The organism is Neoaquamicrobium microcysteis (assembly GCF_008180155.1).
In the GTDB taxonomy this organism is placed as follows: domain Bacteria; phylum Pseudomonadota; class Alphaproteobacteria; order Rhizobiales; family Rhizobiaceae; genus Aerobium; species Aerobium microcysteis.
The window spans coordinates 93,179-115,054 of sequence record NZ_VSZS01000062.1 but is presented as its reverse complement, the minus strand read 5'-3'; the positions used below and the strand labels follow the sequence as shown (position 1 = coordinate 115,054).

Annotated in this window: 24 protein-coding genes; 12 read left to right on the top strand and 12 right to left on the bottom strand. The window is 64.4% G+C overall.

Annotated elements, in window-relative coordinates; translation table 11 throughout:
• Positions 1 to 68: 68 nt before the first annotated feature.
• A complete protein-coding gene (locus FY036_RS11145) occupies positions 69 to 902 on the top strand; it encodes a glycoside hydrolase family 25 protein (RefSeq protein WP_148914803.1) in 834 nt (277 codons plus the stop codon).
• 69 nt (positions 903 to 971) lie between these two features.
• Positions 972 to 2,144 carry a lytic murein transglycosylase gene (locus FY036_RS11140; protein ID WP_148914802.1) on the top strand — a complete coding sequence of 391 codons (1,173 nt, stop codon included), beginning with the start codon at positions 972 to 974 and terminating at the stop codon, positions 2,142 to 2,144.
• 18 nt (positions 2,145 to 2,162) lie between these two features.
• On the opposite strand, the gene FY036_RS11135 is transcribed toward FY036_RS11140, so the two are convergent.
• Positions 2,163 to 3,383, bottom strand: coding sequence for an alanine racemase (locus FY036_RS11135; protein WP_148914801.1), 1,221 nt, complete (start codon positions 3,381 to 3,383; stop codon positions 2,163 to 2,165).
• A 174-nt stretch (positions 3,384 to 3,557) separates the two neighbouring features.
• On the opposite strand from FY036_RS11135, the gene FY036_RS11130 reads away from it, so the two are divergent.
• Positions 3,558 to 4,475, top strand: coding sequence for a DMT family transporter (locus FY036_RS11130; RefSeq protein WP_235897636.1), 918 nt, complete (start codon positions 3,558 to 3,560; stop codon positions 4,473 to 4,475).
• Between the two features lie 348 nt (positions 4,476 to 4,823).
• Here FY036_RS11130 and metF read toward each other — a convergent pair whose 3' ends face one another.
• Entirely contained in the window at positions 4,824 to 5,735 is a 912-nt protein-coding gene (gene metF, locus FY036_RS11125; protein ID WP_148914800.1) for a methylenetetrahydrofolate reductase [NAD(P)H], read from the bottom strand.
• On the bottom strand, positions 5,735 to 6,754 hold the full coding sequence (locus tag FY036_RS11120) for an ArsR/SmtB family transcription factor (RefSeq protein WP_148914799.1): 1,020 nt from the start codon (positions 6,752 to 6,754) through the stop codon (positions 5,735 to 5,737). The genes metF and FY036_RS11120 overlap by 1 nt, the downstream gene beginning before the upstream one ends.
• 111 nt (positions 6,755 to 6,865) lie before the next feature.
• On the opposite strand from FY036_RS11120, the gene tsaA reads away from it, so the two are divergent.
• Entirely contained in the window at positions 6,866 to 7,363 is a 498-nt protein-coding gene (gene tsaA / locus FY036_RS11115) for a tRNA (N6-threonylcarbamoyladenosine(37)-N6)-methyltransferase TrmO (RefSeq protein WP_148914798.1), read from the top strand.
• Positions 7,360 to 7,677, top strand: coding sequence for a DUF2293 domain-containing protein (locus FY036_RS11110; RefSeq protein ID WP_148914797.1), 318 nt, complete (start codon positions 7,360 to 7,362; stop codon positions 7,675 to 7,677). Before tsaA ends, FY036_RS11110 begins: the two co-directional genes overlap by 4 nt.
• An 8-nt stretch (positions 7,678 to 7,685) precedes the next feature.
• Here the strand turns inward: FY036_RS11110 and FY036_RS11105 are convergent, their stop codons facing one another.
• From FY036_RS11105 to ettA, 6 genes are all read right to left on the bottom strand, one after another.
• Positions 7,686 to 8,060, bottom strand: coding sequence for a nuclear transport factor 2 family protein (locus FY036_RS11105; RefSeq protein WP_148914796.1), 375 nt, complete (start codon positions 8,058 to 8,060; stop codon positions 7,686 to 7,688).
• 19 nt (positions 8,061 to 8,079) lie between these two features.
• Positions 8,080 to 8,697 carry an MOSC domain-containing protein gene (locus tag FY036_RS11100; protein WP_148914795.1) on the bottom strand — a complete coding sequence of 206 codons (618 nt, stop codon included), beginning with the start codon at positions 8,695 to 8,697 and terminating at the stop codon, positions 8,080 to 8,082.
• 101 nt (positions 8,698 to 8,798) lie between these two features.
• Positions 8,799 to 9,920 carry a beta-ketoacyl-ACP synthase III gene (locus tag FY036_RS11095; RefSeq protein WP_148914794.1) on the bottom strand — a complete coding sequence of 374 codons (1,122 nt, stop codon included), beginning with the start codon at positions 9,918 to 9,920 and terminating at the stop codon, positions 8,799 to 8,801.
• A 158-nt stretch (positions 9,921 to 10,078) separates the two neighbouring features.
• Positions 10,079 to 10,465, bottom strand: coding sequence for a response regulator (locus FY036_RS11090; protein ID WP_148914964.1), 387 nt, complete (start codon positions 10,463 to 10,465; stop codon positions 10,079 to 10,081).
• A complete protein-coding gene (locus FY036_RS11085; RefSeq protein ID WP_148914793.1) occupies positions 10,465 to 11,922 on the bottom strand; it encodes a sensor histidine kinase in 1,458 nt (485 codons plus the stop codon). Before FY036_RS11085 ends, FY036_RS11090 begins: the two co-directional genes overlap by 1 nt.
• A 103-nt stretch (positions 11,923 to 12,025) precedes the next feature.
• Positions 12,026 to 13,675: an energy-dependent translational throttle protein EttA gene (ettA, locus tag FY036_RS11080; protein WP_148914792.1), complete on the bottom strand. Its 1,650-nt coding sequence runs from the start codon at positions 13,673 to 13,675 to the stop codon at positions 12,026 to 12,028.
• 133 nt (positions 13,676 to 13,808) lie between these two features.
• On the opposite strand from ettA, the gene FY036_RS11075 reads away from it, so the two are divergent.
• The 6 genes from FY036_RS11075 (at position 13,809) to FY036_RS11050 (ending at position 17,992) form a co-directional block, all read left to right on the top strand.
• Entirely contained in the window at positions 13,809 to 14,444 is a 636-nt protein-coding gene (locus tag FY036_RS11075) for an AprI/Inh family metalloprotease inhibitor (protein WP_161601126.1), read from the top strand.
• A 74-nt stretch (positions 14,445 to 14,518) separates the two neighbouring features.
• A complete protein-coding gene (locus FY036_RS11070) occupies positions 14,519 to 14,968 on the top strand; it encodes a DUF4112 domain-containing protein (RefSeq protein ID WP_148914790.1) in 450 nt (149 codons plus the stop codon).
• Between the two features lie 123 nt (positions 14,969 to 15,091).
• The gene (locus FY036_RS11065) at positions 15,092 to 15,526 is read left to right on the top strand and encodes a curlin (protein WP_148914789.1); all 435 of its coding nucleotides are present in this window, start codon (positions 15,092 to 15,094) and stop codon (positions 15,524 to 15,526) included.
• Between the two features lie 89 nt (positions 15,527 to 15,615).
• Entirely contained in the window at positions 15,616 to 15,996 is a 381-nt protein-coding gene (gene csgH / locus FY036_RS11060) for a curli-like amyloid fiber formation chaperone CsgH (RefSeq protein WP_148914788.1), read from the top strand.
• Positions 15,997 to 16,223: 227 nt separating this feature from the next.
• Positions 16,224 to 16,643 carry a curlin gene (locus FY036_RS11055; protein WP_148914787.1) on the top strand — a complete coding sequence of 140 codons (420 nt, stop codon included), beginning with the start codon at positions 16,224 to 16,226 and terminating at the stop codon, positions 16,641 to 16,643.
• Between the two features lie 131 nt (positions 16,644 to 16,774).
• Entirely contained in the window at positions 16,775 to 17,992 is a 1,218-nt protein-coding gene (locus FY036_RS11050; protein ID WP_148914786.1) for an MFS transporter, read from the top strand.
• A 3-nt stretch (positions 17,993 to 17,995) separates the two neighbouring features.
• On the opposite strand, the gene FY036_RS11045 is transcribed toward FY036_RS11050, so the two are convergent.
• From FY036_RS11045 to FY036_RS11035, 3 genes are all read right to left on the bottom strand, one after another.
• Positions 17,996 to 18,778: an ABC transporter permease gene (locus FY036_RS11045; protein WP_148914785.1), complete on the bottom strand. Its 783-nt coding sequence runs from the start codon at positions 18,776 to 18,778 to the stop codon at positions 17,996 to 17,998.
• Positions 18,775 to 19,566: an ABC transporter ATP-binding protein gene (locus tag FY036_RS11040; RefSeq protein WP_235897635.1), complete on the bottom strand. Its 792-nt coding sequence runs from the start codon at positions 19,564 to 19,566 to the stop codon at positions 18,775 to 18,777. The genes FY036_RS11045 and FY036_RS11040 overlap by 4 nt, the downstream gene beginning before the upstream one ends.
• 78 nt (positions 19,567 to 19,644) lie before the next feature.
• The gene (locus FY036_RS11035) at positions 19,645 to 20,637 is read right to left on the bottom strand and encodes an ABC transporter substrate-binding protein (RefSeq protein ID WP_235897641.1); all 993 of its coding nucleotides are present in this window, start codon (positions 20,635 to 20,637) and stop codon (positions 19,645 to 19,647) included.
• Positions 20,638 to 20,899: 262 nt separating this feature from the next.
• Here FY036_RS11035 and FY036_RS11030 point away from each other — a divergent pair, with 262 nt between their 5' ends.
• Positions 20,900 to 21,832 (top strand): alpha/beta fold hydrolase, encoded by a 933-nt coding sequence (locus FY036_RS11030; RefSeq protein WP_148914783.1) that lies wholly within the window; start codon positions 20,900 to 20,902, stop codon positions 21,830 to 21,832.
• The last annotated feature ends 44 nt before the right edge of the window (positions 21,833 to 21,876 follow it).

Here is a 21,876-nt window from a genome sequence, read left to right as displayed (position 1 = left end):
TGTTCAACTATTGCTGGCTGCAATCCGTTGATTCGAACGCCTGCCGGCGAAAAAACCTTGGGGGGAACATGCTGCGACTTGCGGCCCTTGCATTGACCGCGCTGCTCGCCGCCTGCACCAGCGTCAGCTACGATTTCGGCGACATCGCTCCAGGCGCGTCCGCCTCCCCTGCGGCATCGCGGTCCGCCGCGTCTCCCCATCGCGTCGCGGTGCGCAATCCCCGCTTCGGCGACCGCAAGCCCCATCCCTGGGATGGCCGTGCCCCATGGACCTACGCGGTGCACGGCACGGACGTGTCCAAATATCAGCGTTCGGTGAACTGGCAGGAAGCGAAAGCTGCCGGCATCTCCTTCGTCTTCATCAAGGCGACGGAAGGCGGCGACATGTTCGACGAATTCTTCAACGAGCACTGGCGCGGCGCAAAGGCGGCCGGCATTCCCCGCTCCGCCTACCACTTCTTCTATTTCTGCCGCTCGGCACGCGAGCAGGCGCAATGGTTCATCCGCAACGTGCCGAAGGAGGCCGGCGTCCTGCCTCACGTCCTCGACATGGAATGGAACCATCTCTCGCCGACCTGCCGCCTGCGTCCGCCGGCCGCCACGGTGCAGAGCGAGATGCGCGTCTTCCTCGACATGATCGAGCGCCACTACGGCAAGCGCCCGATCATCTACACCTCGGTCGATTTCTACCACGACAACCGGCTGCACGAGTTCAAGGGCTACGAGTGGTGGCTGCGCTCCGTCGCAAACCACCCCGACAAGATCTACAACAACGAGCGGTTCCTGTTCTGGCAGTACACCGGAACCGGCGAGGTTCCCGGCATCAGGGGCGACGCCGACATCAACGTTTTCAACGGCAGCGAGGCCCAATGGCAGGCGTGGCTGCGCGAGAATGCGCGGTAACGCCGAATTTATGCCCTTATCGGGCGGTTGATGGCTAAAAAACTCGATCCCATTTGCCGGAGAAGCCCGATGAGAACCACCACAGCCGCCCTCGCCCTTGCGCTCGCGACGGCCACCCCGGCAATCGCGCAGGAATGCGGCGGCGACTTCGCGGCGTGGAAGGCCGTCATCGCGCAGGAAGCGCAGGCCGCAGGCGTAGGCCAGCGCGGCATGGCGGCGTTGCAGAATGCGCGCGCAGACCAGCGGGTTCTCCAGCGCGATCGGGCACAGGGCGTCTTCACGCAGACCTTCGCCGAGTTTGCCGGCCGGATGATCAGCAGCTACCGGCTCGAACAGGGCGCAGCACTCCTGCGCCGGCATGGCGATCTGTTCGCGAAGGCCGAGCGTGACTACGGCGTCCCCGGCCCCGTCATCGCAGCCTTCTGGGCGCTTGAGACGGATTTCGGCGCCGTGCAGGGCGATTTCAACACGCTCAACGCGCTGGTCACGCTGGCGCACGATTGCCGCCGGCCGGAACTCTTCCGCCCGCAGGTCGTGCCCATGCTGACGCTCATCGACACCGGCACCCTGCCCGCCGACACGCAGGGTGCATGGGCCGGCGAGATCGGCCAGACCCAGATGCTCCCCTCCGACATCCTGCGCCTGGGCGTGGCCGGCGACGGCGACGGCGTGGTCGACATGCGCCGCAGCGTCCCCGACGTGATTCTCACCACCGGCCGCAAGATTCAGGCACGCGGCTGGCGCGCCGGCGAGCCGTGGATGCAGGAAGTGCAGCTTCCCGAAAACCTTCCGTGGGAGCAGACCGGCCGCTCCAACAAGCTGCCGGTTTCGCAGTGGGCCGCATGGGGCGTCACCAAGCGCGACGGCAGCCCACTCGACCAGAACGCGCCCGAAGCCGGCCTCGCACTCCCGATGGGTCACAAGGGCCCGGCCTTCCTGGTCTACCCGAACTTCGACATCTATCTCGAGTGGAACCAGTCCTTCACCTACACGCTCACGGCCGCCAACCTCGCTACCCGCCTTGCCGGCGCGCCGCGCTTCGAGGCGCGCACGCCCGAACAGGGCCTCACCGGCGACGCCATGAAACTGCTCCAGCAGAAGCTGCAGGACCGCGGACACGATGTCGGCGGCATAGACGGCATTCTGGGCGTCATGACGCGCGAGGCGGTGCGCACCGAGCAGCAGCGCCTCGGCCTCGTGGTCGATGGCTGGCCCACGCCTGCGCTGCTGTCGAATCTGTGAGTTCCAGGCGGATTCCGCTCAATCCGCCATCGTCTCCAGACTTGCAAAGCCTTCCGGTGCCTTGCCTTCGTCGAACGGTGTCGTCACCTCGACGAAAGTGTCTGGATAAAATCCGTTGAACCGGCTGCGCAGCGACAGGGAATAGGCCCCGATATGGCCGATCTCGATCCAGTCGCCGGTGTCCACGGTCTCCGGCAGCCAGAACGGTCGTGACAGGATATCGACGCTGTCGCATGTCGCGCCGCAGACCTTGAACGGCACGATCTTTTCCTTGTCGCCATTGCGGTTGCGGATGGCGGGGTCGGGAATGAAGCGCGCCGGCAGGGTGATCTTGCCCGTCCATGAATCCGACAGCGATGCCCAGATGCCGTCATTGATGTAGAGCCGCCTGCCCTTGCGCAAAAGCACCCGCACGATCAGCGAGAACGCGCGCGCCACGATCACGCGGCCCGGCTCCGCCACGAGCGGCGTTTCGCCGAATCCCCATTCCTGAATATCGTTGCGCAGCCGTGACATGATCTGCCCGAGCGAAGGCATCTCTGCCTTCTTCCGGTTGGGGTCGTGGCCGTATTCGGCCGGGAAGCCGCCGCCGACGTCCAGCGCCGCTATGGGCGCGTTGGCGCGGTTGCGCACCCAGTCGGCCGAGGCGAGCGCGCGTTCGTAGGTGTCCGGGTCCTCGATCTGGCTGCCGACATGAAAGCACAGTCCCACCTTGAAGCCGTAGCGCGCCAGCCGGTCCACCAGCTCGACAGCCGTCGCCGGCCCTGCCCCGAATTTCTTCGACAGTTCGTAGGCGGCACTTCCCTTGGTCTGGATGCGCACGAACACGGTGATCGTGCCGGGGTCGATGTCCAGCGCCTTCACCACCCGCGTCAGCTTGACGATCTCGTCCTCGTGGTCGACCGCGATCACGCGGATGCCGTATTCCTCGAGCGCCAGCCTGATATGCGACTGCGCCTTCACCGGGTGCATGTAGAGCATCTCCGCCTCCGGCGCGATCGCGCGCACGTCGGCTATCTCCTGCGGCGAGGCCACGTCGAACGCCGTCACTCCGGCTTCCGACAGCGCCTTCAGCACCATCTTCTCGCCATTGGTCTTCACCGCATAGGCGGTCTTGCCGGGAAACATCGACATGAACTGCCGGCAGTCTTCCTTCAGCACGTCTGGTCGAAAGCAGTAGATGGGATCGTCGGGACGAAGCGCGAGCGCTGCTTCGGTCGCATTGTCGAATCGCTGCAAGGGCAGTGTCTCCTTGTTTGGACGCGAACCTAACAGTCTAGGATGTCATGAAAAAGTGCCGACGCTCGTTCCGGCCAATACCGCCCAACCGCTAGACCAATGCACGAAACGGGTGGCCCGCATCATGGCACGGGCGTAGGGGAAGGCGCGAAACCTTTCACGCCGATTGCCCCGATGACCGATACCACCGCCTCCCAGCCGATCCGGCGCGCGATGAACGCGCGCGACTGGTTCATGCTCGTGCTGCTCGGGGCCATCTGGGGCGGGTCGTTCTTCTTTGCCAAGGTGGCGGTAGCCGAGATCCCGCCCCTCACCCTCGTTCTGTTTCGCGTCGGCATCGCGGCGCTGGCGCTGCATCTCTATCTGGCGGTGGCCGGTCCGTCTTTCAGGCTCGCCTTCTCCATGGCGGGCAGCTTCTTCCTCCTCGCGCTGCTCAACAACATCATACCCTTTACGCTGATGTTCGCCGGCCAGACGGAGATCGGCGCCGGCCTCGCCTCGATCCTCAATGCCACGACCCCCTTCTGGACGATGATCCTCGCCAATCTTCTCACCGACGACGAGAAGCTGTCGTGGAACAAGGTCGCCGGCGTGGGTCTCGGCATGGCAGGCACCGCCGTCATGATCGGGCCGGGCGTGTTCGCCGGGCTGGGCGGGCCGGTATGGGCCAAGCTGGCGTTGATCGGCACGGCTCTTTCCTACGGCTGCGCAGCCATCTTTGCGCGCAGGTTCCGGGCTCTGCCGCCGCAGATCGTTGCCACAGGCCAGTTGACCGCGTCGACCGTCATGATGCTCCCGGTGGTTCTGCTTTGGCATGCGGAAGGCATGTTCACGGCAAGTCCGCAGGCGTGGGCCGCCGTTCTGGGCCTTGCCGTTCTTGCCACCGCCTTCGCCTACATCCTGTTTTTCAGCCTGATCCGCTCGGCCGGCGCCAGCAACACGTCGCTGGTGACGCTCATCGTTCCCGTAAGCGCCATCATTCTGGGCGCGGTGTTTCTCGGCGAGCGGCTGGAGATCTTCGAGGTCGCCGGCATGGTGCTCATCGCCGCCGGGTTTCTCATTATCGACGGTCGGCTGCTCGCCCGAAGATAGCGCGGCGGCCATTTTTTATTCACAGGATCGCTGTTTTCGTTTTGCCAGCAAAATCAACAAAGTGAAGGTGCCGGTGGGTCGTTTTTGCTTCATCCATGTCGCAATGCAGCACAAATATGGCTTGCCACTCCCCCAAACGCCTCTAGAATCTCATTCCATAGTCGTAGAGGAGACTATGCCATGGGACTTGCACGACCAATCAACGCATTGATGATTTGTGCCGCGTTTGCCTTCATTGGCGCCCTCATAATGGGGCTGCTTGCATAGCCACGGCGGGGCTGTCACTTCCCTGAAGCGACATACGAACACGACGGAAAAGGCCGGATGATGCTCCGGCCTTTTTCTTTGTCACGCGGCTGCGGCGGCCGTTCCAACCTGCGGCCTGATACCGATCAAGTGACACATCGCAAAAGCGAGGTCCGCACGGTTCATCGTGTAGAAATGGAACTCCTCGATCCCGCGCTCAACGAGGTCCAGCACCTGCTCGGCCGCAATGGCGGCCGCCACCAGCGCATGGGTTTGCGGGTCTTTTTCCAGCCCGGCGAAGCGCTCCGCCAGCCAGGCCGGTACGTGCGTTCCGCACCGAGCGGAAAAGTTGGCCACCTGCGCGAAATTGTGGATCGGCAGCACCCCCGGCACGATAGGGATATAGATGCCCGCGCGCCGCACGCGCTCGACATACCGCTCATAGAGATCGTTATCGAAGAAGAACTGGGTGATCGCCCGCGTCGCGCCGTTGTCCACCTTTCGCTTCAGCATGTCGATGTCGGTTGCGAAATCCGCACTCTCGGGGTGCTTCTCCGGATAGGCCGAAACCGACACCTCGAAATCGCCGATGCGGCGGATCGCGCCGACAAGCTCGGCCCCGTTCGAATAGCCTTGCGGATGCGGGCGGTAGGCCTCGCCCACGCCTGCCGCCGGGTCGCCGCGCAGCGCCACGAACCTCGTGACACCGAGGCTCGCGAAATCACGCACCACCGCGTCCACGTCCTCGCGGGTGGCGTCCACGCACGTCATGTGCGCGGCGGGCTTCAGGCCGCTGCCCGTCAGGATGCGGCCGATCGTGCGGGCCGTGCGCTCGCGCGTCGAACCGCCGGCTCCATATGTCACCGACACATATTGCGGCGACAGCGGCTCGAGCCGCGTAATCGTCTCCCACAAGCGGCCTTCCATCTCGTCGTTCTTCGGCGGGAAGAACTCGAACGAGACCTTGATCCGGTCGCCGATATCGGTGCGGCGGGAAAGGCGGGGATCGGCCATCAAACGGTCTCCTTGGTGGCGGTGGCAGTTGCTTGGGAAGCGTCGGCGATCAGCAGGCGGCGGTCGCGGGCCAGCCACAGCCGGACCGTCAGGCCCGAAGCTCCGTTCGCTGGCGCAAAGGCGCGCTCGGCCTCCAGGTCCAGCCCGGCCTCGTCCAGCCAGTCCTCGATCTGCCGGTCGGAAAAGCCGAGGCGGACATGGGCATGGTCCTCGCGCAGAAACTCCAGCGCATGCGGCGCGAAATCGACGATCACCAGCCGGCCGGCCGGGCGCAGAAGTCGCGCGGCCTCCCGTATCGCGAGGCCGGGTTCTTCCAGATAGTGCAGCACCTGGTGCATGGTCACGAGGTCGAATGTGTCGCGCTCGACAGGCGGCGCGTAGAGATCGCCCATCCGCACCTGCGCATGCGCCACGTCGGCCTTGTCGAGATTTGCGCGCGCCACCGAAAGCATCTCGCGCGACAGGTCGATGCCGACCCCGCGCCGATAGAGGGGCGAGAAAAGCTCCAGCAGCCGACCTGTGCCCGTACCCAGGTCGAGCATGGACTGGAAGGGCCGTTCGCCCACCAGTTCCTTCAGCGCCGTTTCCACCGCGCCGTCCGGCACGTGCAGCGAGCGGATTTCGTCCCAGCTCGCGGCATTGGCGCTGAAGTAGTCTGCCGCCCTCTCCTGGCGCCGGCGCTTCACCGCCGCCAACCGCTCGAGGTCGCGTTCAACCACTGCATCGCCGCTGTCGATCCGCCCAATGACGCCGTTGAGAAAATCGCGCGCCGATTCGCCGTCCGAAAGCCGGAAATAGGCCCACGACCCTTCCTGGTAGCGCTCGATAAGCTGCGCTTCCATCAACAGCTTCAGGTGGCGCGAGACGCGAGGCTGCGACTGGTTGAGAATGTCGGTAAGGTCGGTGACGGTCAGGTCGCCGCGGGCGAGCAGCAGCAAGATCCTCAGCCGGCTGGATTCGGCAGCCGCCTTCAAGATATCAACCATCATGTTCAGGCCGGTGGAGGAGCGCGTCAGCATTCCGATCTCCAGAAAGACATAAAGATATATTTATATCGATCTCGACGCGCTGGCAAGCGGCGTGTCGCGATCCGAACGAAAAATGCCGCTTCCATTCCGGAAATCAGGTCCATGACTGAAAAGCGCCCCGGCGAGATAGAACTGCCCTTCGACCCGGCCGAAACCGCCTCGGATGCCCGGCTCGTCTTCATCGGCCGCGTCCGCTCGCCATGGACGGACCGGCAGCATTGCCCGAAGAACATGGCCGCGGCCCGCGAAGCGGGCATCCCAGCCTCCGTCGAGATCGACGCTGCATGGCGCGAGGGGCTGGCAGGCCTCGAAAATGTCAGCCACGTTGCGATCCTCACATGGCTAGACCGCTCCGCCCGAAATCTCATCGTGCAGCAGCCGCGCCACGCAAAAAACCCGCGCGGCGTCTTCGCCCTGCGCTCGCCAGCCCGCCCCAATCCCGTGGGCCTTCACATCGTGCGCCTCACCGGCATCGACCTTGTGACCGGCCTGCTGCATCTCGAAGCCATAGACGTGCTCGACGGCACACCCGTCATAGACGTCAAACCCTACTACGCCTCGACCGACGCCGTGCCCGAAGCCACGGTCTCCCAGCCATGAAACCGTCCACAAACCGCCAGCGTGCCATCGCAAAGGCGCTCACCACGCTGCTGCCGATCGCACCCTATGCCGACATCGAAAAGATCAGGGAGATGGCAAGCGCCGCAAAGATGCGCGACCTGCCGGCCTCCATCGCCGTCTGGATCGCGACGACGACCTATGTCCGCCACGAGCATTCCAGCTACGACGCTCTGCTGGCCGAAGGCTACGACCGCGACTCCGCCCGCCATTTCGTCGTCGACGAGATGAACGAGACGCTCACCCGCTGGCGCTCCACGCGCCTGCTGGAAGCCGATGATATGGATGGAGAGTAAGTGGGCGATCAGCTCTCGTCGATGATCCGGACGATCAGGCCGTCGCGGACCTCGAAATAGCTCGCGCCAGAGAATGCCAGCGACTGTCCTGCCTTCCACCCATTCGGCAGGTCGGCCGCGACGGTCGCCTGATAGTCGATGCGGATCATCGTCCGCTCGGCCACGGTGATGGTCTGAGTGACAGACTGGCGACGCGCGCTGAAAGCTCCCGCGCCCATACGGGCAAGCTTCTCGAATTCCGCCTTGCCACGCGTCTCCGTGTCCACATTGCCTGCCGAGATGTTCTGGAAGTGCACGTCGTCGGCAAGGCATGCCAGCATCGCATCGACGTCGATGGCGTTGTAGGCCTCTATGTACGCCGCGATCACGTCCGGCACCTTCATGGCTTGCCCCTTCGCATCGTTACGCGGAATAGATCCACTGCTCGGGCACCCTTACCGACACGTCTTCTCCGGCCTCGATACGCCCGGGCTTTTCCACCCAGGCGACCACGCCGCGAAGGCGGCGTGCTACCTTGGGAAACAGCAACGACCCGGCTTCATGGTCGGCCATGCGCGCATTTTCGGCGATCGAGCGTCCGGCAATGCGGCAGGGCACGTTCTGGCCGTCGACCTTCAGCGTCACCCCGCCCTTGAAGAACAGCATCGTGCCTGCGGGCAGCATCGAAAGCTGCGGAACGCCCTCGATCAGCAGGTTCGCGCCGATCCATTCCGGCTTCACCTCGGCAAGCTCCATCCGGCCGGCGATGACTGCCAGTTCGTCAGGCGCGACGATGGAAAGCTGGCGCTCGTTGCGCATTTCGGTGCCGCGCGGATACCACGGCTCGCGGCCGCCCGAGCGCCGCGTGTAGCCGGCATGGTAATCTCCCGCTATGCCCTCGAAGGAAAGCTCCAGCCCGTCCACCGCCCGCGTCTGGAAATGGTCGAAGGGAGCGACATATGCCCCGGCGACCTTCGCCGCCAGTTTCCGTCCGGGCCGTATTTCGATTTCGTCGTCGCGTCGCGCGAACATGTCGAGCATGGTTGCCTGCCGTTGGTCGTCTGCAAGGCCGCGACCTTGCCCACGCCTTCCCGGCCCGTCCAGCGAAAATCGCTGATGAACCTATTCGCCGGCCTGATGCGCTACATCATCCGCAGCAGCGCTCCGCCGATCGAATAGCCTGCGCCATAGGTGCACAGCAGGCCGTAGTCGCCGGCCTTCAGGTCCTTGTGGTTTTCGTGGAGGGCAACCACCGCCCCGGCCGCTGCCGTGTTGCCCAGCCTGTCCAGCACCATCGGCGCGCGATCGTGGCCCATTTCCCGGCCGAAGGCGAGCTTGAGGATCATCTGGTTCATGCGCGCATTGGCCTGATGCAGCCAGAAGCGGCGCACCGTATCGGGCGTGTGTCCGTGTTCAGCCAGAAAATCCACGATGAAACGATGGCTTGCCACCGTCACGTCCTTGAACACCCGGTTGCCCTGCTGCTTGATGAGGTTGTCGGCCATCGGCACGCGGCTGACGTCTTCTTCCGCCGCGCGGTTCAGATAGCTGAAGTTCGAGCGGATGTTGTTGGAGAACTGCGTCCAGTTGCGCGTGTCGATCACCTCGAACCGCCCGGCCGTCTCGTCCTCCCCGTCCACCGCCTCGATCAGCAGCGCCGTCGCGGCATCGCCGAAGATGAAATGCGTCTGCCGGTCCCGGAAGTTGAGATGCGCGGTAATCAGTTCCGGCGTCACCACCAGGGCACGCCGATGCGCCCCGCTGCGCACGAGGTTGAACGCGACGTGCAGGCCGGCGGCGGCCGAGGAGCAGCCGAGGCTCAGGTCGAAAGCCGCGCCCTGCGCGCCGATTTCCTGCTGTATCTCGATGCCGATCGACGGGTACATGCGTTGCAGATGCGATCCCGCGCAGATCACCAGATCGACGGTCTCGGCTTCCACGCCGGCGTCGGCCAGCGCGTGCCGCGCCGCCGCCGCGCCGAACTCTGCCGTAACCGACAGGTCGTCGTCGTGGCGGACGGCGATGCGCGGCGCCATCCTCGACGTGTCGAGAATGCCGTCACGCGTATGAACGTGGCGGTTGAGAATGCCGGAAGCATGCGCGACGAACTCCGCGCTCGACTTCTGCAGCGGCTCCTGTCCCGCCGCGGCGCGGCGTACATTCTCCTCTTCGACCCAGCCATTGAAGCTTTCGACGAGGTCTTCGTTGGAGATTGATGCCTGCGGGATTTCGACGCCGATGCCGCTGATGATGACGCGCTTCATTCTATCCGTCCCGAATCTGCAGTCATGCGGCTGCGGCGCGACTTTGTGCGTCGCGTCGGGCAAATTTACGGATGCGGTCTTTATGACAGCTTAATTTCGCACATGCAGCATGTAACCGCTGCGTGCAGGCTCAGCGCAAAACAATCTGTGGTGAGCGGCTACCGCGCCAGCGCCAACGCGGCCGCGATCCCCTCTGCGACTTCCTGTTCGGTGTATGGCTTTTGCAGGATCGGCCGGTCGCGCCATTCTTCTGGCAGGCCGCCTCGCCCGTAACCGGTGGCGAATACGATGCGCATGCCGCTGTCGACCAGCGCCCGTGCGTAGTCGAACACCAGCGTCCCGCCGAGATTGACGTCAAGGATGGCCACATCGGCGTCGATGCCGCGTGCGATGCTGGCTTCCAGCTGCGCCGGCCGCATCGCGCTGCCCGCCAGTACGCAGCCCAGATCCTCCAGCATCGCCTCGAGGTTCATCATCACCAGCGCTTCGTCCTCGACGATGAAGACCCGCAGCCCCGAAACCAGGTTTGATCGTGAGGTGTGCATCACAGCACCTGCTCCTCGTATTCGGGATTGGGAACGTCGATGGTGCAGGAAAAGCCTGCCGCGTCGTAGCGCGTCTCGATCTCGCCGCCCAGTTCACCATTGACCACGCGTTCGATGAGCCGAGAGCCGAAGCCACGCCGCTCGGGCGGCCTCGCTGGCGGCCCTCCCCGTTCGGTCCAGTCCAGCATCAGCCTGTCGCCGCGCTTCTGCCAGTCGACGCGAAGCGACCCGTCATCGCCCGCCAGCGCACCGTGCTTGGCGGCGTTCGTCGCCAGCTCGTGCACCACCATCGCTATGGCGATCGACGTCTTGGGCGAAAGCGTCACCGCCGGCCCCTTGGCCGCGACGCGCGAGCTCTCGTAGATGCTCAGTTCCTGGGACAGGATGGTGCTCAGGGACGTGCTCGCCCATTCGCGCTCGCTCAGCAGGTTGTGGGCGTTGGAAAGCGCCCGCAGGCGCGCCTCGAACCTTGTCTTCGCCTCGACCGGGTCGTCGATCGCGCGCAATGTCTGCGAGGCTATCGACTGCACCGTCGCCAGCGTATTCTTGACGCGGTGGTTCAATTCGTCCAGCAGCAGCTTCTGGCGCTGCTGCGTGCGCACGGCTTCCGTGCGGTCCATCCCTTGCACGAATATGCCGGTTATCTCGCCGTCACGGTTGCGGATCGCATCATAGGAGAAGTCGAGATAGGTTTCCTTCGGTGCCTCTTCCGGCCCTCGTTGAAGCATCAGGCGTACCGCCTCTCCACCCGCTGGCTTCCCCGTTCGATAGACCGCGTCCAGCAGCGCGACGAACCCCTGCTCCACCACCTCCGGCAGGGCCTCCTTCACCGGCTGGCCGATGACCGGCCTGTTGCCCACCAGCTTGCCGTAAGCATCGTTGGCGAAGACGAAAACGTGCGTCGGCCCCGAGAGCACCGCGAAGAAGCCCGGCGCAAGCTGGAACAGCCGGCGGAACTCGTCGCTCTCGGCCAGCAGCGCCTGATGCTGCTGCTCGGCCTCGCGGGCGCGCTCCAGCAGCCTCGTTTCGCCCGCCTTTGACGCGAAAGGCAGCGACGCCGCCTGCCTCAGGCGGGCGATATCGGTAACATCGACCGTGTTCTGCACCAGATAAGCGATCGCGCCGTTCTCGTCTGCGAGCGGCGTGTGCACCGCCGTCCAGAACCGCTGCTCCATCCCGCCGCCTTGGGCCTCGGGGCGCGGGATGTCGTATGGGATGTAGGCCAGCGTATCCTGCTTGCCGGTTTCGAACACGCGGGTGAACGATGCGCGCAACCGCTTTCCACCTTCTCCCTCGTTGGGAAACAGGTCGAAGAGGTTGCGACCGATCAGTTCGGAGCCGCTCCGCATGACAACGGCTTCATAGGCGGGATTGACGGCGACGTAGTTGAAATTGTGGTCGAGGACCATATGCGGGCTAGGCAACGCTGCAAACAGCCGCCCGTAGTCGATGCTCATACGTCCCCCATCGTTTTGCGGCGCCTTGCCATCGGCAAGTCGCTCGCGCGGTGGTGGAACGTGCCAGTCGGCAAATGGTTCCGTTGCCGACTGGCCCTTCTCTTCAGCGCGTCAGGCGCTTGTAGGTAACCCGCTTGGGATTGACCGACTCCGGCCCCAGGCGCCGGATTTTGTCCTGCTCGTAATCCTCGAAATTGCCCTCGAACCATTCGACGTGGCTGTCGCCTTCGAAGGCCAGGATATGCGTCGCCAGCCGGTCGAGGAACATGCGATCGTGCGAGATGATGACGGCGCAGCCGGCGAAGTTCTCCAGCGCGTCTTCCAGTGCCGCCAGCGTCTCGGTGTCGAGATCGTTGGTGGGCTCATCGAGCAGCAGGACGTTGCCGCCGGTCTTCAGCATCTTTGCCAGATGCACCCGGTTGCGCTGGCCGCCAGACAGGTTGCCGACCTTCTGCTGCTGATCGCCGCCACGGAAGTTGAAGGACGAACAGTAGGCGCGCGTGTTGGCTTCGTGCTTGCCCAGCTTCACCACTTCCGCGCCACCGGAGATTTCTTCCCACACGGTCTTGTTGGGATCGAGCGCGTCACGGCTCTGATCGACATAGCCGAGCTTCACCGTATCGCCGACGCGGATGGAGCCCTTGTCAGGCTGCTCCTGACCCGTGATCATCTTGAAGAGCGTGGTCTTGCCGGCGCCGTTCGGCCCGATGACACCGACGATGCCGCCGGGCGGCAGCTTGAAGCTCAAATCCTCGACCAGCAGCCTGTCGGCGAAGCCTTTCGAGATGTCCTCGACCTCGATGACGACATTGCCCAGACGCTCGCCATGCGGAATGACGATCTGCGTGTCGGTCGGGCGGCGATTGTCGGCAGCATCCAGAAGGTCCTGGAAAGCCTGGATACGCGCCTTCGACTTGGTCTGGCGTGCCTTTGGGCTGGACGAAATCCACTCGCGCTCGCGGGTGATCGCGCGCTGGCGGGCATCGTCTTCACGGCCCTCCTGCTTTAGGCGCTTGGCCTTGGCTTCGAGGTAGGCGGTGTAGTTGCCCTCGTAGGGAATCCCGCGTCCGCGATCCAGTTCGAGAATCCAGCCCGTGACATTGTCGAGGAAGTAGCGATCGTGGGTGATGATCATCACTGCGCCCTTATAGGCAACCAGATGCTTTTCCAGCCACGCCGTCGTCTCGGCGTCGAGATGGTTGGTCGGCTCGTCGAGAAGAAGCAGGTCGGGCTCCGAAAGAAGCAGCTTGCAGAGCGCGACGCGCCTGCGCTCGCCACCGGAAAGCTTTTCGACGTCGGCATCCTTCGGCGGACAGGCGAGCGCTTCCATCGCCATCTCCACCTGCTGCTCTAGGTCCCAGAGGTTGAGGCGGTCCATCTCGTCCTGAAGATGAGACGACTCGTCGGCCGTTTCGTCCGAATAGTTCATCATCAGCTCGTTGTAGCGCTCGATGATGGCCGTCTTCTTCGCAACGCCTTCCATGATGTTGCCGAACACGTCGAGTTGCGGATCGAGCTGCGGCTCCTGCGCGAGGTAGCCCACGGTCGCGCCATCGGCCAGCCAGGCTTCACCGCTCCATTCCTTGTCGAGACCGGCCATGATCTTGAGGATGGTCGACTTGCCGGCGCCGTTGGGGCCGAGAATGCCGATCTTGGCGTCGGGGTAGAAGGAAAGGTGGACATTATCCAGCACCTTCTTGGCCCCGTAGGCCTTGGTCAGGCCGGACATGTGATAGATGAACTGGCGTGCCATGGCGCGCTGAAACTCCATTGTTCCTGTTGGGGAGATATCGGTTGGCGCGTATGTAGGCGAAAGCGCGCGCAAGGGCAATGTTGTCGCCGGCGTTCAAACTCTCGCCACGGTCGTCGCTCATGGGGCGACGATGATGCGGGCCAGACCACACACCAAGACACCGTCGCTTTGCGCCGTTCTGGCGACATTGGCGCTCGCGTCATGCCAGTCGGGCGGCGGCGACAATGCGGCCGTCGCGGCGCAGGGTTCGTTCGTCGGGCCGATGCAGTGCGCCATGCCGCTGCCGTCCGGCCCGCCCGAAAAGCCCGACCGTCTGCGCGCTTTCGGCACCGCCGCAGCATGGAATGTCGGGCGCAATGTCGGCCGTAACGCCATCACCGGTGCTGGCACGTTTGTCGCAGGCCCGGTCGGCGGTGCGGTTGCGGGCAACCTCGCAGCGCGCGCCCTGCCCTCCGAATTCGACATTCGCGGCCAGTGGAAGATCACCGACGCGACGGCCGATTGCGGCTGCTCTCTGTCCTTTGCTGCCACCGGCAGCTGGACGGGTGCAAACCAGCCGCGCGGCGCCGCAAGTTCTTCAGGCTGCAACAACGCGCTTCTGGCAACCGCCAACGACTGGCGCCTCGACGAGACCATGACCGGTCTCGATGCCGAACTGCTGTTATACGCACAGAACGGCAACCGCATCGCGGTGCTTACGCGCGACGGCCCGAACTATTATTCGGGCAGATTGTCCTCGGGACAGCCGCTTACACTCTGGCGCGACTGACAGGCGATCACTTCCATTGTCGTTCCGATCGACGATCACCATCTTGGGGGCGGGCGATCTGGCACCCCGGAGGCATGGACATCACTGACACGATTGACGTCGAAGGACCGGGAACGTGGTCGGAAGAACAGGACGAGCTTCGTGCACAACGCGGGGCGGCCCTCGCGCGTCTTGATGGGCTCGCAACCTTCCTCGATGCGGAATGGCGCATTCCCGGCACGAAAATCCGCTTCGGCCTGGACCCCGTCATCAGCCTGGTGCCCGTGGCGGGCGATCTCGCCGGCGGCCTCATGGCCGCCTACGTCATTCATCAGGCGGCCCGGCACGGCGCGCCTCGCAGGCTGATCCTCCAGATGATGATGAATGTCGGCATAGATGTCGTGTTCGGCTCCGTGCCGATCGCCGGCACGGTGTTCGACGTTCTTTTCAAGGCGTCCAAGAGAAACGTCCGCCTGCTGCGCAAACATCTCGAAGAGCGCGACATTCTCGATCTCGAAGCCCGAATGTCCGCCCGGCGCGATTGAAAGCCTCCCCGCAAGTTTTCCGGTGAACGCCGGCTGAACGCCCGGTTCAGCGTCGGTTCGAGAGCGCTGCGCGATAGTCGCATCGTTCTCGAAACGAACACACCCTGACCCGGAGCAACAGACATGAACACGAAGTTTTTCATCACCGCCGCAGTCGCAGCAATCATGGGCTTCACCTCGGTTCCCGCCATGGCCAACAGCGTTTGGCTGGAGCAGTTCGGTCACCGCAACGAGGCAGGCGGCCGCCAGACCGGCTACAACAACAACATCGGCGTCCACCAGGACGGCTGGCGCAACAGCGCGATCGGCAACCAGCGCGGCCGCGGCAACACGATCGCCATCGGCCAGAACGGCTCGCGCAACGCCGCCCGTGCAGAACAGCGCGGCCGCTACAACCAGGCCGGCGCGGCGCAGTTCGGCACCAACCACAACTCCATCATCATTCAGGACGGGCGCGGTAACATCGCGGCAGGCGTGCAGGTCGGCAACGGCTGCGACGCCGAAGTTCGCCAGAACGGCAGCGGCAACGTCGCGGCCTTCGTCCAGACCTGCCGCTGAACCTCGGCCGCTGAACCTCGATATGAACCCGCGATAGCCGGAAGGGACGACCCTTCCGGCGGCTCGCCCGAAGACCAAGGAGCAAGACCATGAGCATTGGAAAGAAGCACCTGCCGATCCTCGCCCTCGGCCTGGCGGCAACCGTCGGTGCCGGCTTTGCCACCGCAGGTCAGAAGGCAAATGCCGGCCCGTTGAGCTGCGAGATCGTCACCCGGGCATCGGGCGGCATGACGTCGATCGAAGGCGTCGCCCATGCCGACCGCCAGCTCACCGGCTCCTACCAGCTCCGCATCACCGGCCCCGGCGCCAACATCAGCCAGGGCGGCGACTTCGACGCCTCTCCCGGTCGCGCGGCGACCCTCGGCTCCGTCACGCTCGGGGGCAACGGCAGCAGCTACGACGTGAAGCTCGAGGTCACCGCCGGCGGCAAGACTACCTCCTGCACCGAACGTGTCGGCAAGTGGCTCTGAGCCTGCGCAAATCTGTTTCAAACAAGCCCCGGTTCACCGGGGCTTTTCTTTGCGCGACCACCGGCACGGCCAGATCCGCTGTCTACTCGTGGCGCCGCGGGAGGACGATCCAGCGGACCTCTGAACCATCTAAACGCCACATGAACGACAGGTTCCGAACCCGTTCAGCCGGTGTGGCGCAATATCCCCTCATCGAATTGCAGACCGCCTTTCCAGGGAGACGACCAATGATCCGCACCGTCCGCAAGACCGCCACCGCTGCCCTCGCCGCCACCGTGCTCGCCACCGCTGCGCTGGCCTCCGCGCCTGCGCATGCCAACGGCTCGGTGAGCGTCCACGTCCAGCCGCGCAACGCCGACGAGGAACGCGCCATGCGCGCCGGCTTCGCCATCTACTCCATCGTCAATTCGGTCAGGAGCGGCTCCAGCATCCGCCAGAACGGCAACGGCAATTCCGGCGGCATCGCCCAGGACGGTCGCGGCAATCAGGGCCATGTCTACCAGCGCGGCAACGGCCACAACGGCACGATCACCCAGAACGGCAACAACAACAGCTACGGCCTGTTCCAGTTCGGCCGCAACACGAACGCCAATGTCAGCCAGTACGGCAATGGCGGCACCGGAGCCACCTTCCAGTTCGGCTGGTAGACCCGCGCATCCCCGCAAAAACGCATTGCTGCAATGCAGCAACCCAGCTTGTCGAGTTGAGCGGCGCGTCGTAGCGTCGCTCGTCTCGATTACGCTGGCGGGAGGCCGGCCATCTCAAGGGCGGTACTCCCATGACGGCAGTCGTCACGCCGGAATTCGGCGATCTCGCACCCCGGCAGCACGCCACGACGAAACCATGGCTCGTCATGCTGGCGCTCGGCATGGGCGGTTTCGCCATCGGCACGACCGAGTTCGCCGCCATGAGCCTCCTGCCCTATTTCTCGGCCGGGCTCGCCATCGACGAGGCCACCGCATCGCATGTCATCAGCGCCTATGCGCTGGGCGTCGTGGTCGGCGCGCCCTTGATCGCAGTGCTCGCGGCCCGCGTGTCGCGCCGCACGCTGCTGCTCGGGCTCATGGCGGTCTTCGCCGTCGCCAACTGCCTCAGCGCCCTGTCGCCCTCCTATGGCTGGATGCTCATCTTCCGCTTCATGAGCGGCCTGCCGCACGGCGCCTACTTCGGCGTCGCGGCACTCGTCGCCGCATCGCTCGTACCGCCAAACAAGCGCGCGCAGGCCGTAGCGCGCGTCATGCTGGGCCTCACCATCGCCACCATACTCGGCGTGCCGCTCGCCACATGGCTCGGCCAGACCTTCGGCTGGCGCTGGGGCTTCGCGATCACCGGCCTGCTGGCGCTCGTCACCGTGGCGTTGCTGTGGCTGTACGCTCCCCGCCACGCGCCAGACCCCGATGCGAGTCCGACGCGCGAGCTCACGGCGCTGCGCAACCGGCAGGTCTGGCTCATCCTCGCCACGGCCGCCGTCGGCTCGGGCGGCATGTTCGCGGTCTACTCCTACACCAGCGCGACACTCCTTTCCGTTACGCAGGTTTCCCCGTCCGTCGTTCCTGTCGTCATGGGCATCTTCGGCGTCGGCATGACGCTTGGCACGCTGGCTGCCGCGTGGGCCGCCGACCGATGGCTGATGAAGACCGCGGCGGCACTGCTTGCCTCCAGCGCTGTGGTTCTGGCCTGCTTCCCCTTCGCAGCGCCCCACCTCGGCGCGCTCGCTACCGTCATTTTCATGGTCGGTTTCTGCGGTGGCCTCGGCACCGTACTGCAAAGCCGCCTGATGGACGTCGCGCGCGATGCGCAGACGCTGGCCGCAGCCCTCAACCACAGCGCCTTCAACGCCGCCAACGCGCTCGGGCCTTGGCTGGCCAGCATCGCGATCATGCGCGGCTACGGCTTCGAATCGGCCGGCTTCGTCGGCGCGGGGCTGGCCGTCACCGGCCTGCTGATCTGGCTCATCGCGTGGCACGACGCGCGCCGCACCGTCCCCCAGATCTGAGCTTTAAGCGTTCGCCATCTGGCTGCGGTGCGCCCAGCCGGTCATGCGCATCTCCACCCACGCCATCACGGCGTACATGATGATGCCTTCCACCGCGAGCATGATGAGCCCGGCCCATACCAGCGGCACGTTGAACTGGCTCTGCGCGGCAAGCATCATGTGTCCAAGACCGGAATTGGCCGCCACGGTCTCGGCGATCACCGAGCCCACGAAGGCCAGCGTGATGGCGATCTTCAGCGAGCCGAAGAAATACGGCATCGAACGCGGAATGCCGACCTTCAGCATGATGTCCATCTTCTTCGCGCCCAGCGCGCGCAGCACGTCCTCCATCTCCGGCTCGATGGTCGCAAGCCCCGTCGCGACATTCACCACGATTGGGAAGAACGCGATCAGGAAGGCGGTCAGGATCGCGGGGATCGTGCCGATGCCGAACCAGATGACGAGAATGGGCACCACCGCCACCTTGGGGATGGCGTTGAAGCCGACCATCAGCGGGTAGAGCCCGGCATAGATGAAGCGCGACCAGCCGACGAGGATGCCCAGCGCCAGCCCACCCACCACCGCCAGCGCGAAGCCGACCGTCGTGGTGTAGAGCGTCTGCAGCGAGTTCTTCCAGATCGCCGGCCAGTACTGCCAGATCGCCTGCGCGATCCGCGACGGTGCGGGCAGGATATACTGCGGCAGGCCGAATATGCGCACCGCCAGTTCCCAGATCACGAACAGCCCGATCGTGTACAGCCACGGGGCGGCCTTCACCCAGTCGAACCCTTTGGATGGCGTGCTCATGCTGCCTTCCTCGCGTCGGCGATGTTGCCGCGCAGTTCATGGACTATGTCGTTGAAATCCGACTGGTAGAGGATTTCGAGGTCGCGCGGCCGCGCGAAAGGCACAGTCTGGTTCTTGATGATGCGGCCGGGCCGCGCGCTCATCACGAAGATGCGGTCCGCCAGAAACACCGCCTCGCGCAAATCGTGCGTCACCAGCACGATGGTCACCCCCTGCGCGGCGTGCAGGTCGCGGATAACGCACCACAGTTCCTCGCGGGTGAAGCTGTCCAGCGCGCCGAACGGCTCGTCCAGCATCAGCAGGTCGGGCTCGTGGATCAGCGCGCGGCACAGGTTCGCGCGCTGCTGCATCCCGCCCGAAAGCTGCCATGGAAATTTCTGGCCGAAGCCCTTCAGCCCCACCGTCTCGAGCAGCTTCTCGGCCTTCTCGACATATTCGGCCTTGTTGCGGCGCAGCCGGTGGCGGTGGCGATCCACCACCTCCAGCGGCAGCAGGATGTTGTCCAGCGTCGTGCGCCACGGCAGCATCGTCGGGTTCTGGAACGCCATGCCCACGATGTTCACCGGCTTCGTCACCGGCTCGTCGGCCACCGTCACATTTCCCTTCTGCGGAATGTAGAGCCCGGTCACCAGCTTCATCAGCGTGGACTTGCCGCAGCCCGACGGCCCCACCACCGCGGCAAACTCGCCGGTCGCCACTTCGAGCGTCAGCCCTTCGACCGCCAGCAGGCCTTCCGGCCCGCCATAGCGCATGTCGACATCTTCGATGGTGACGAGTGGCCTGCCCATGTGAACACTTCCCCCTGAAAAATGGCGCGGGAGCCGGCGTTTCCCCGCGCCGGCTCCCGCGTCCCCTCTAGGCCGAGATCAAGGGAGCATTCGCTCTTCTTTCGGCGGCAGATAGGATGCGTCGAACACGTCGGCGGGGCCGACTGCGCCCTTCAGGTTCATCGACACTTTGAGATATTCGATCGACTTGGCGAGCTTATCCTCGTCGATGCCGCCGAAGCCGTTTTCCACGACGTAGGGCGTCTTGATGTTCAGCGCATTGGCCATATCCAGGCGCTCGCGCTCGATGGCGGCGTCCAGCACTTCGTTGCGCTTCATCACGGCGGCGACACCGGCATCGGGATCGGCAACGGCGTCGGCGAAGCCCTTGGCGAGCGCGCCGAGGAAGCCCTTCACCGCATCGGGGTTTGCTTCCGCGAAGTCGGTGTTGATAAGGATCGAGTTGCCGTAAAGGTCGAGCCCGTTTTCGGCCATCAGGATCATGGAGATGTCATCGGCATCCACGCCCTGCGCCTTCAGGTTCAGCACGGAGGAGAACGCGAAGCCGAAGATGCCATCCACCTGGCCCTGCGCCAGCATCGGCTCGCGAACCGGGAAGCCCACGCTCTCGATCGTAACCTTGCTTTCGTCGATGCCAGCGGCCTGCACGAAGGCCGGCCACTGCGCGAACGCGCCATCCGGCGGCGGCGCGCCCAGCTTCTTGCCTTCCACCGACTTGGGGTCTTCCGTCACGCCCTGCGACTTGCGGCCGATGATGGAGAACGGCGGACGCTCGTAGACCACCATCGCGGCGCGGATTTTCTGCGACGGATCTTCGTCGAGGAACTTGATGAGCGAGTTGATGTCGCCGAAGCCCATCTGGTAGGCGCCGGTAGCCACGCGCGGGATCGCCTCGACCGAGCCGTTACCCGAATCGATCGTGACGTTGAGACCGGCTTCCTCGAAATGCCCGTTGTCGATGGCGAGGAAGAAGCCGGCGGCCGGCCCCTCGAACTTCCAGTCGAGCGTGAACTTGATGTCGGTCGTCTGCGCGGCGGCCGGCGCGGCGATGCCGAGCATAGAGCCCGCCATCAGCCCCGCGGCGACGAACGAAAACACTCTGCGAGAAATCATGTGGGAAACCTCACCCATTCTATGTTTGACCGCATAAAAACGGGTAGCTGGACGCATTGCAAGCGCAATCTGCACAAGGGTTCAGCAATTTTGTGCATTGCACAAGATGGTGGCAGAATGCTTGTGCCGCGGTCACTTTACGCCTTCGCAAAAGGCAGGGCACGCTTGACGCAGGCGGCTTTTCGTCTTCCCCTCACCCTGCACAACGGAGGGCAGCACCATGGGCTTCGATCGGCAGAGCGGCATCCTGTCGCCCACCGGCGCGGAAATCAATCTCTATGTGACGCAGTTGTCCGCGCCGCGCGGCGTGGTGCAGGTCAATCACGGCCTCGCTGAGCACGCCGCCCGCTATGCCCGCTTCGCCGAGTTCCTGCGCGGCTACGGCTTCGCGGTCTACGCCCACGATCATCGCGGGCATGGACACACGAAAGCGCCGGGCGCGCCGCTTGGCTCTTTCGGCGCGGAACCTGCAGCGCAAAAGGTCATCGCCGATGTGGCCGCCGTCCACGATCTTATCGCCACGGAGCATGCGGGCGTTCCGGTTATCGTCTTCGGCCACTCGATGGGTTCGCTCATCGCGATGAACTTCGTGCTTGCCCACTCGCACCGCATCGCCGGCGCGGCGATCTGGAACGGCAATTTTTCCGCCGGCCTTTTGGGCGGCCTCGCGCAGGCGGTACTTGCATGGGAAAAGTTCAGGCTCGGTTCCGACGTGCCCTCGCGCATCCTGCCCAAACTCACTTTCGACGCGTGGGCCAAAAAGGCCAGCGATGGCCGCACGCCGTTCGACTGGCTGTCGCGCGATCATGCGGAAGTGGACAAATACATCGCCGACCCGCTTTGCGGCTGGAACGCTTCCGTCGGCATGTGGAAGGCCGTGTTCGATTTCGTCTTTGCCGGCGCGAACGACCGCAACTTCACCGGCGTCAGGCGGGACTTGCCTTTCAACCTTGTCGGCGGCGGCGGCGATCCGGAATCGGAGTTCGGCAAGACGGTGCAGCATCTGGAAAGCCGCATGCGCGCGATGGGCTTTTCGAATCTCGTTACAAGGATTTACGGCGAAACCCGCCACGAATCTCTCAACGAGATCAATCGCGACATCATCATGAAGGACTTCGCCGAATGGGCCGTCCGGGCGGTATCGGCGCGTTGATGCATAAACCGCATGATCCTATTCGGAGTTTTCGGTTAACCGGC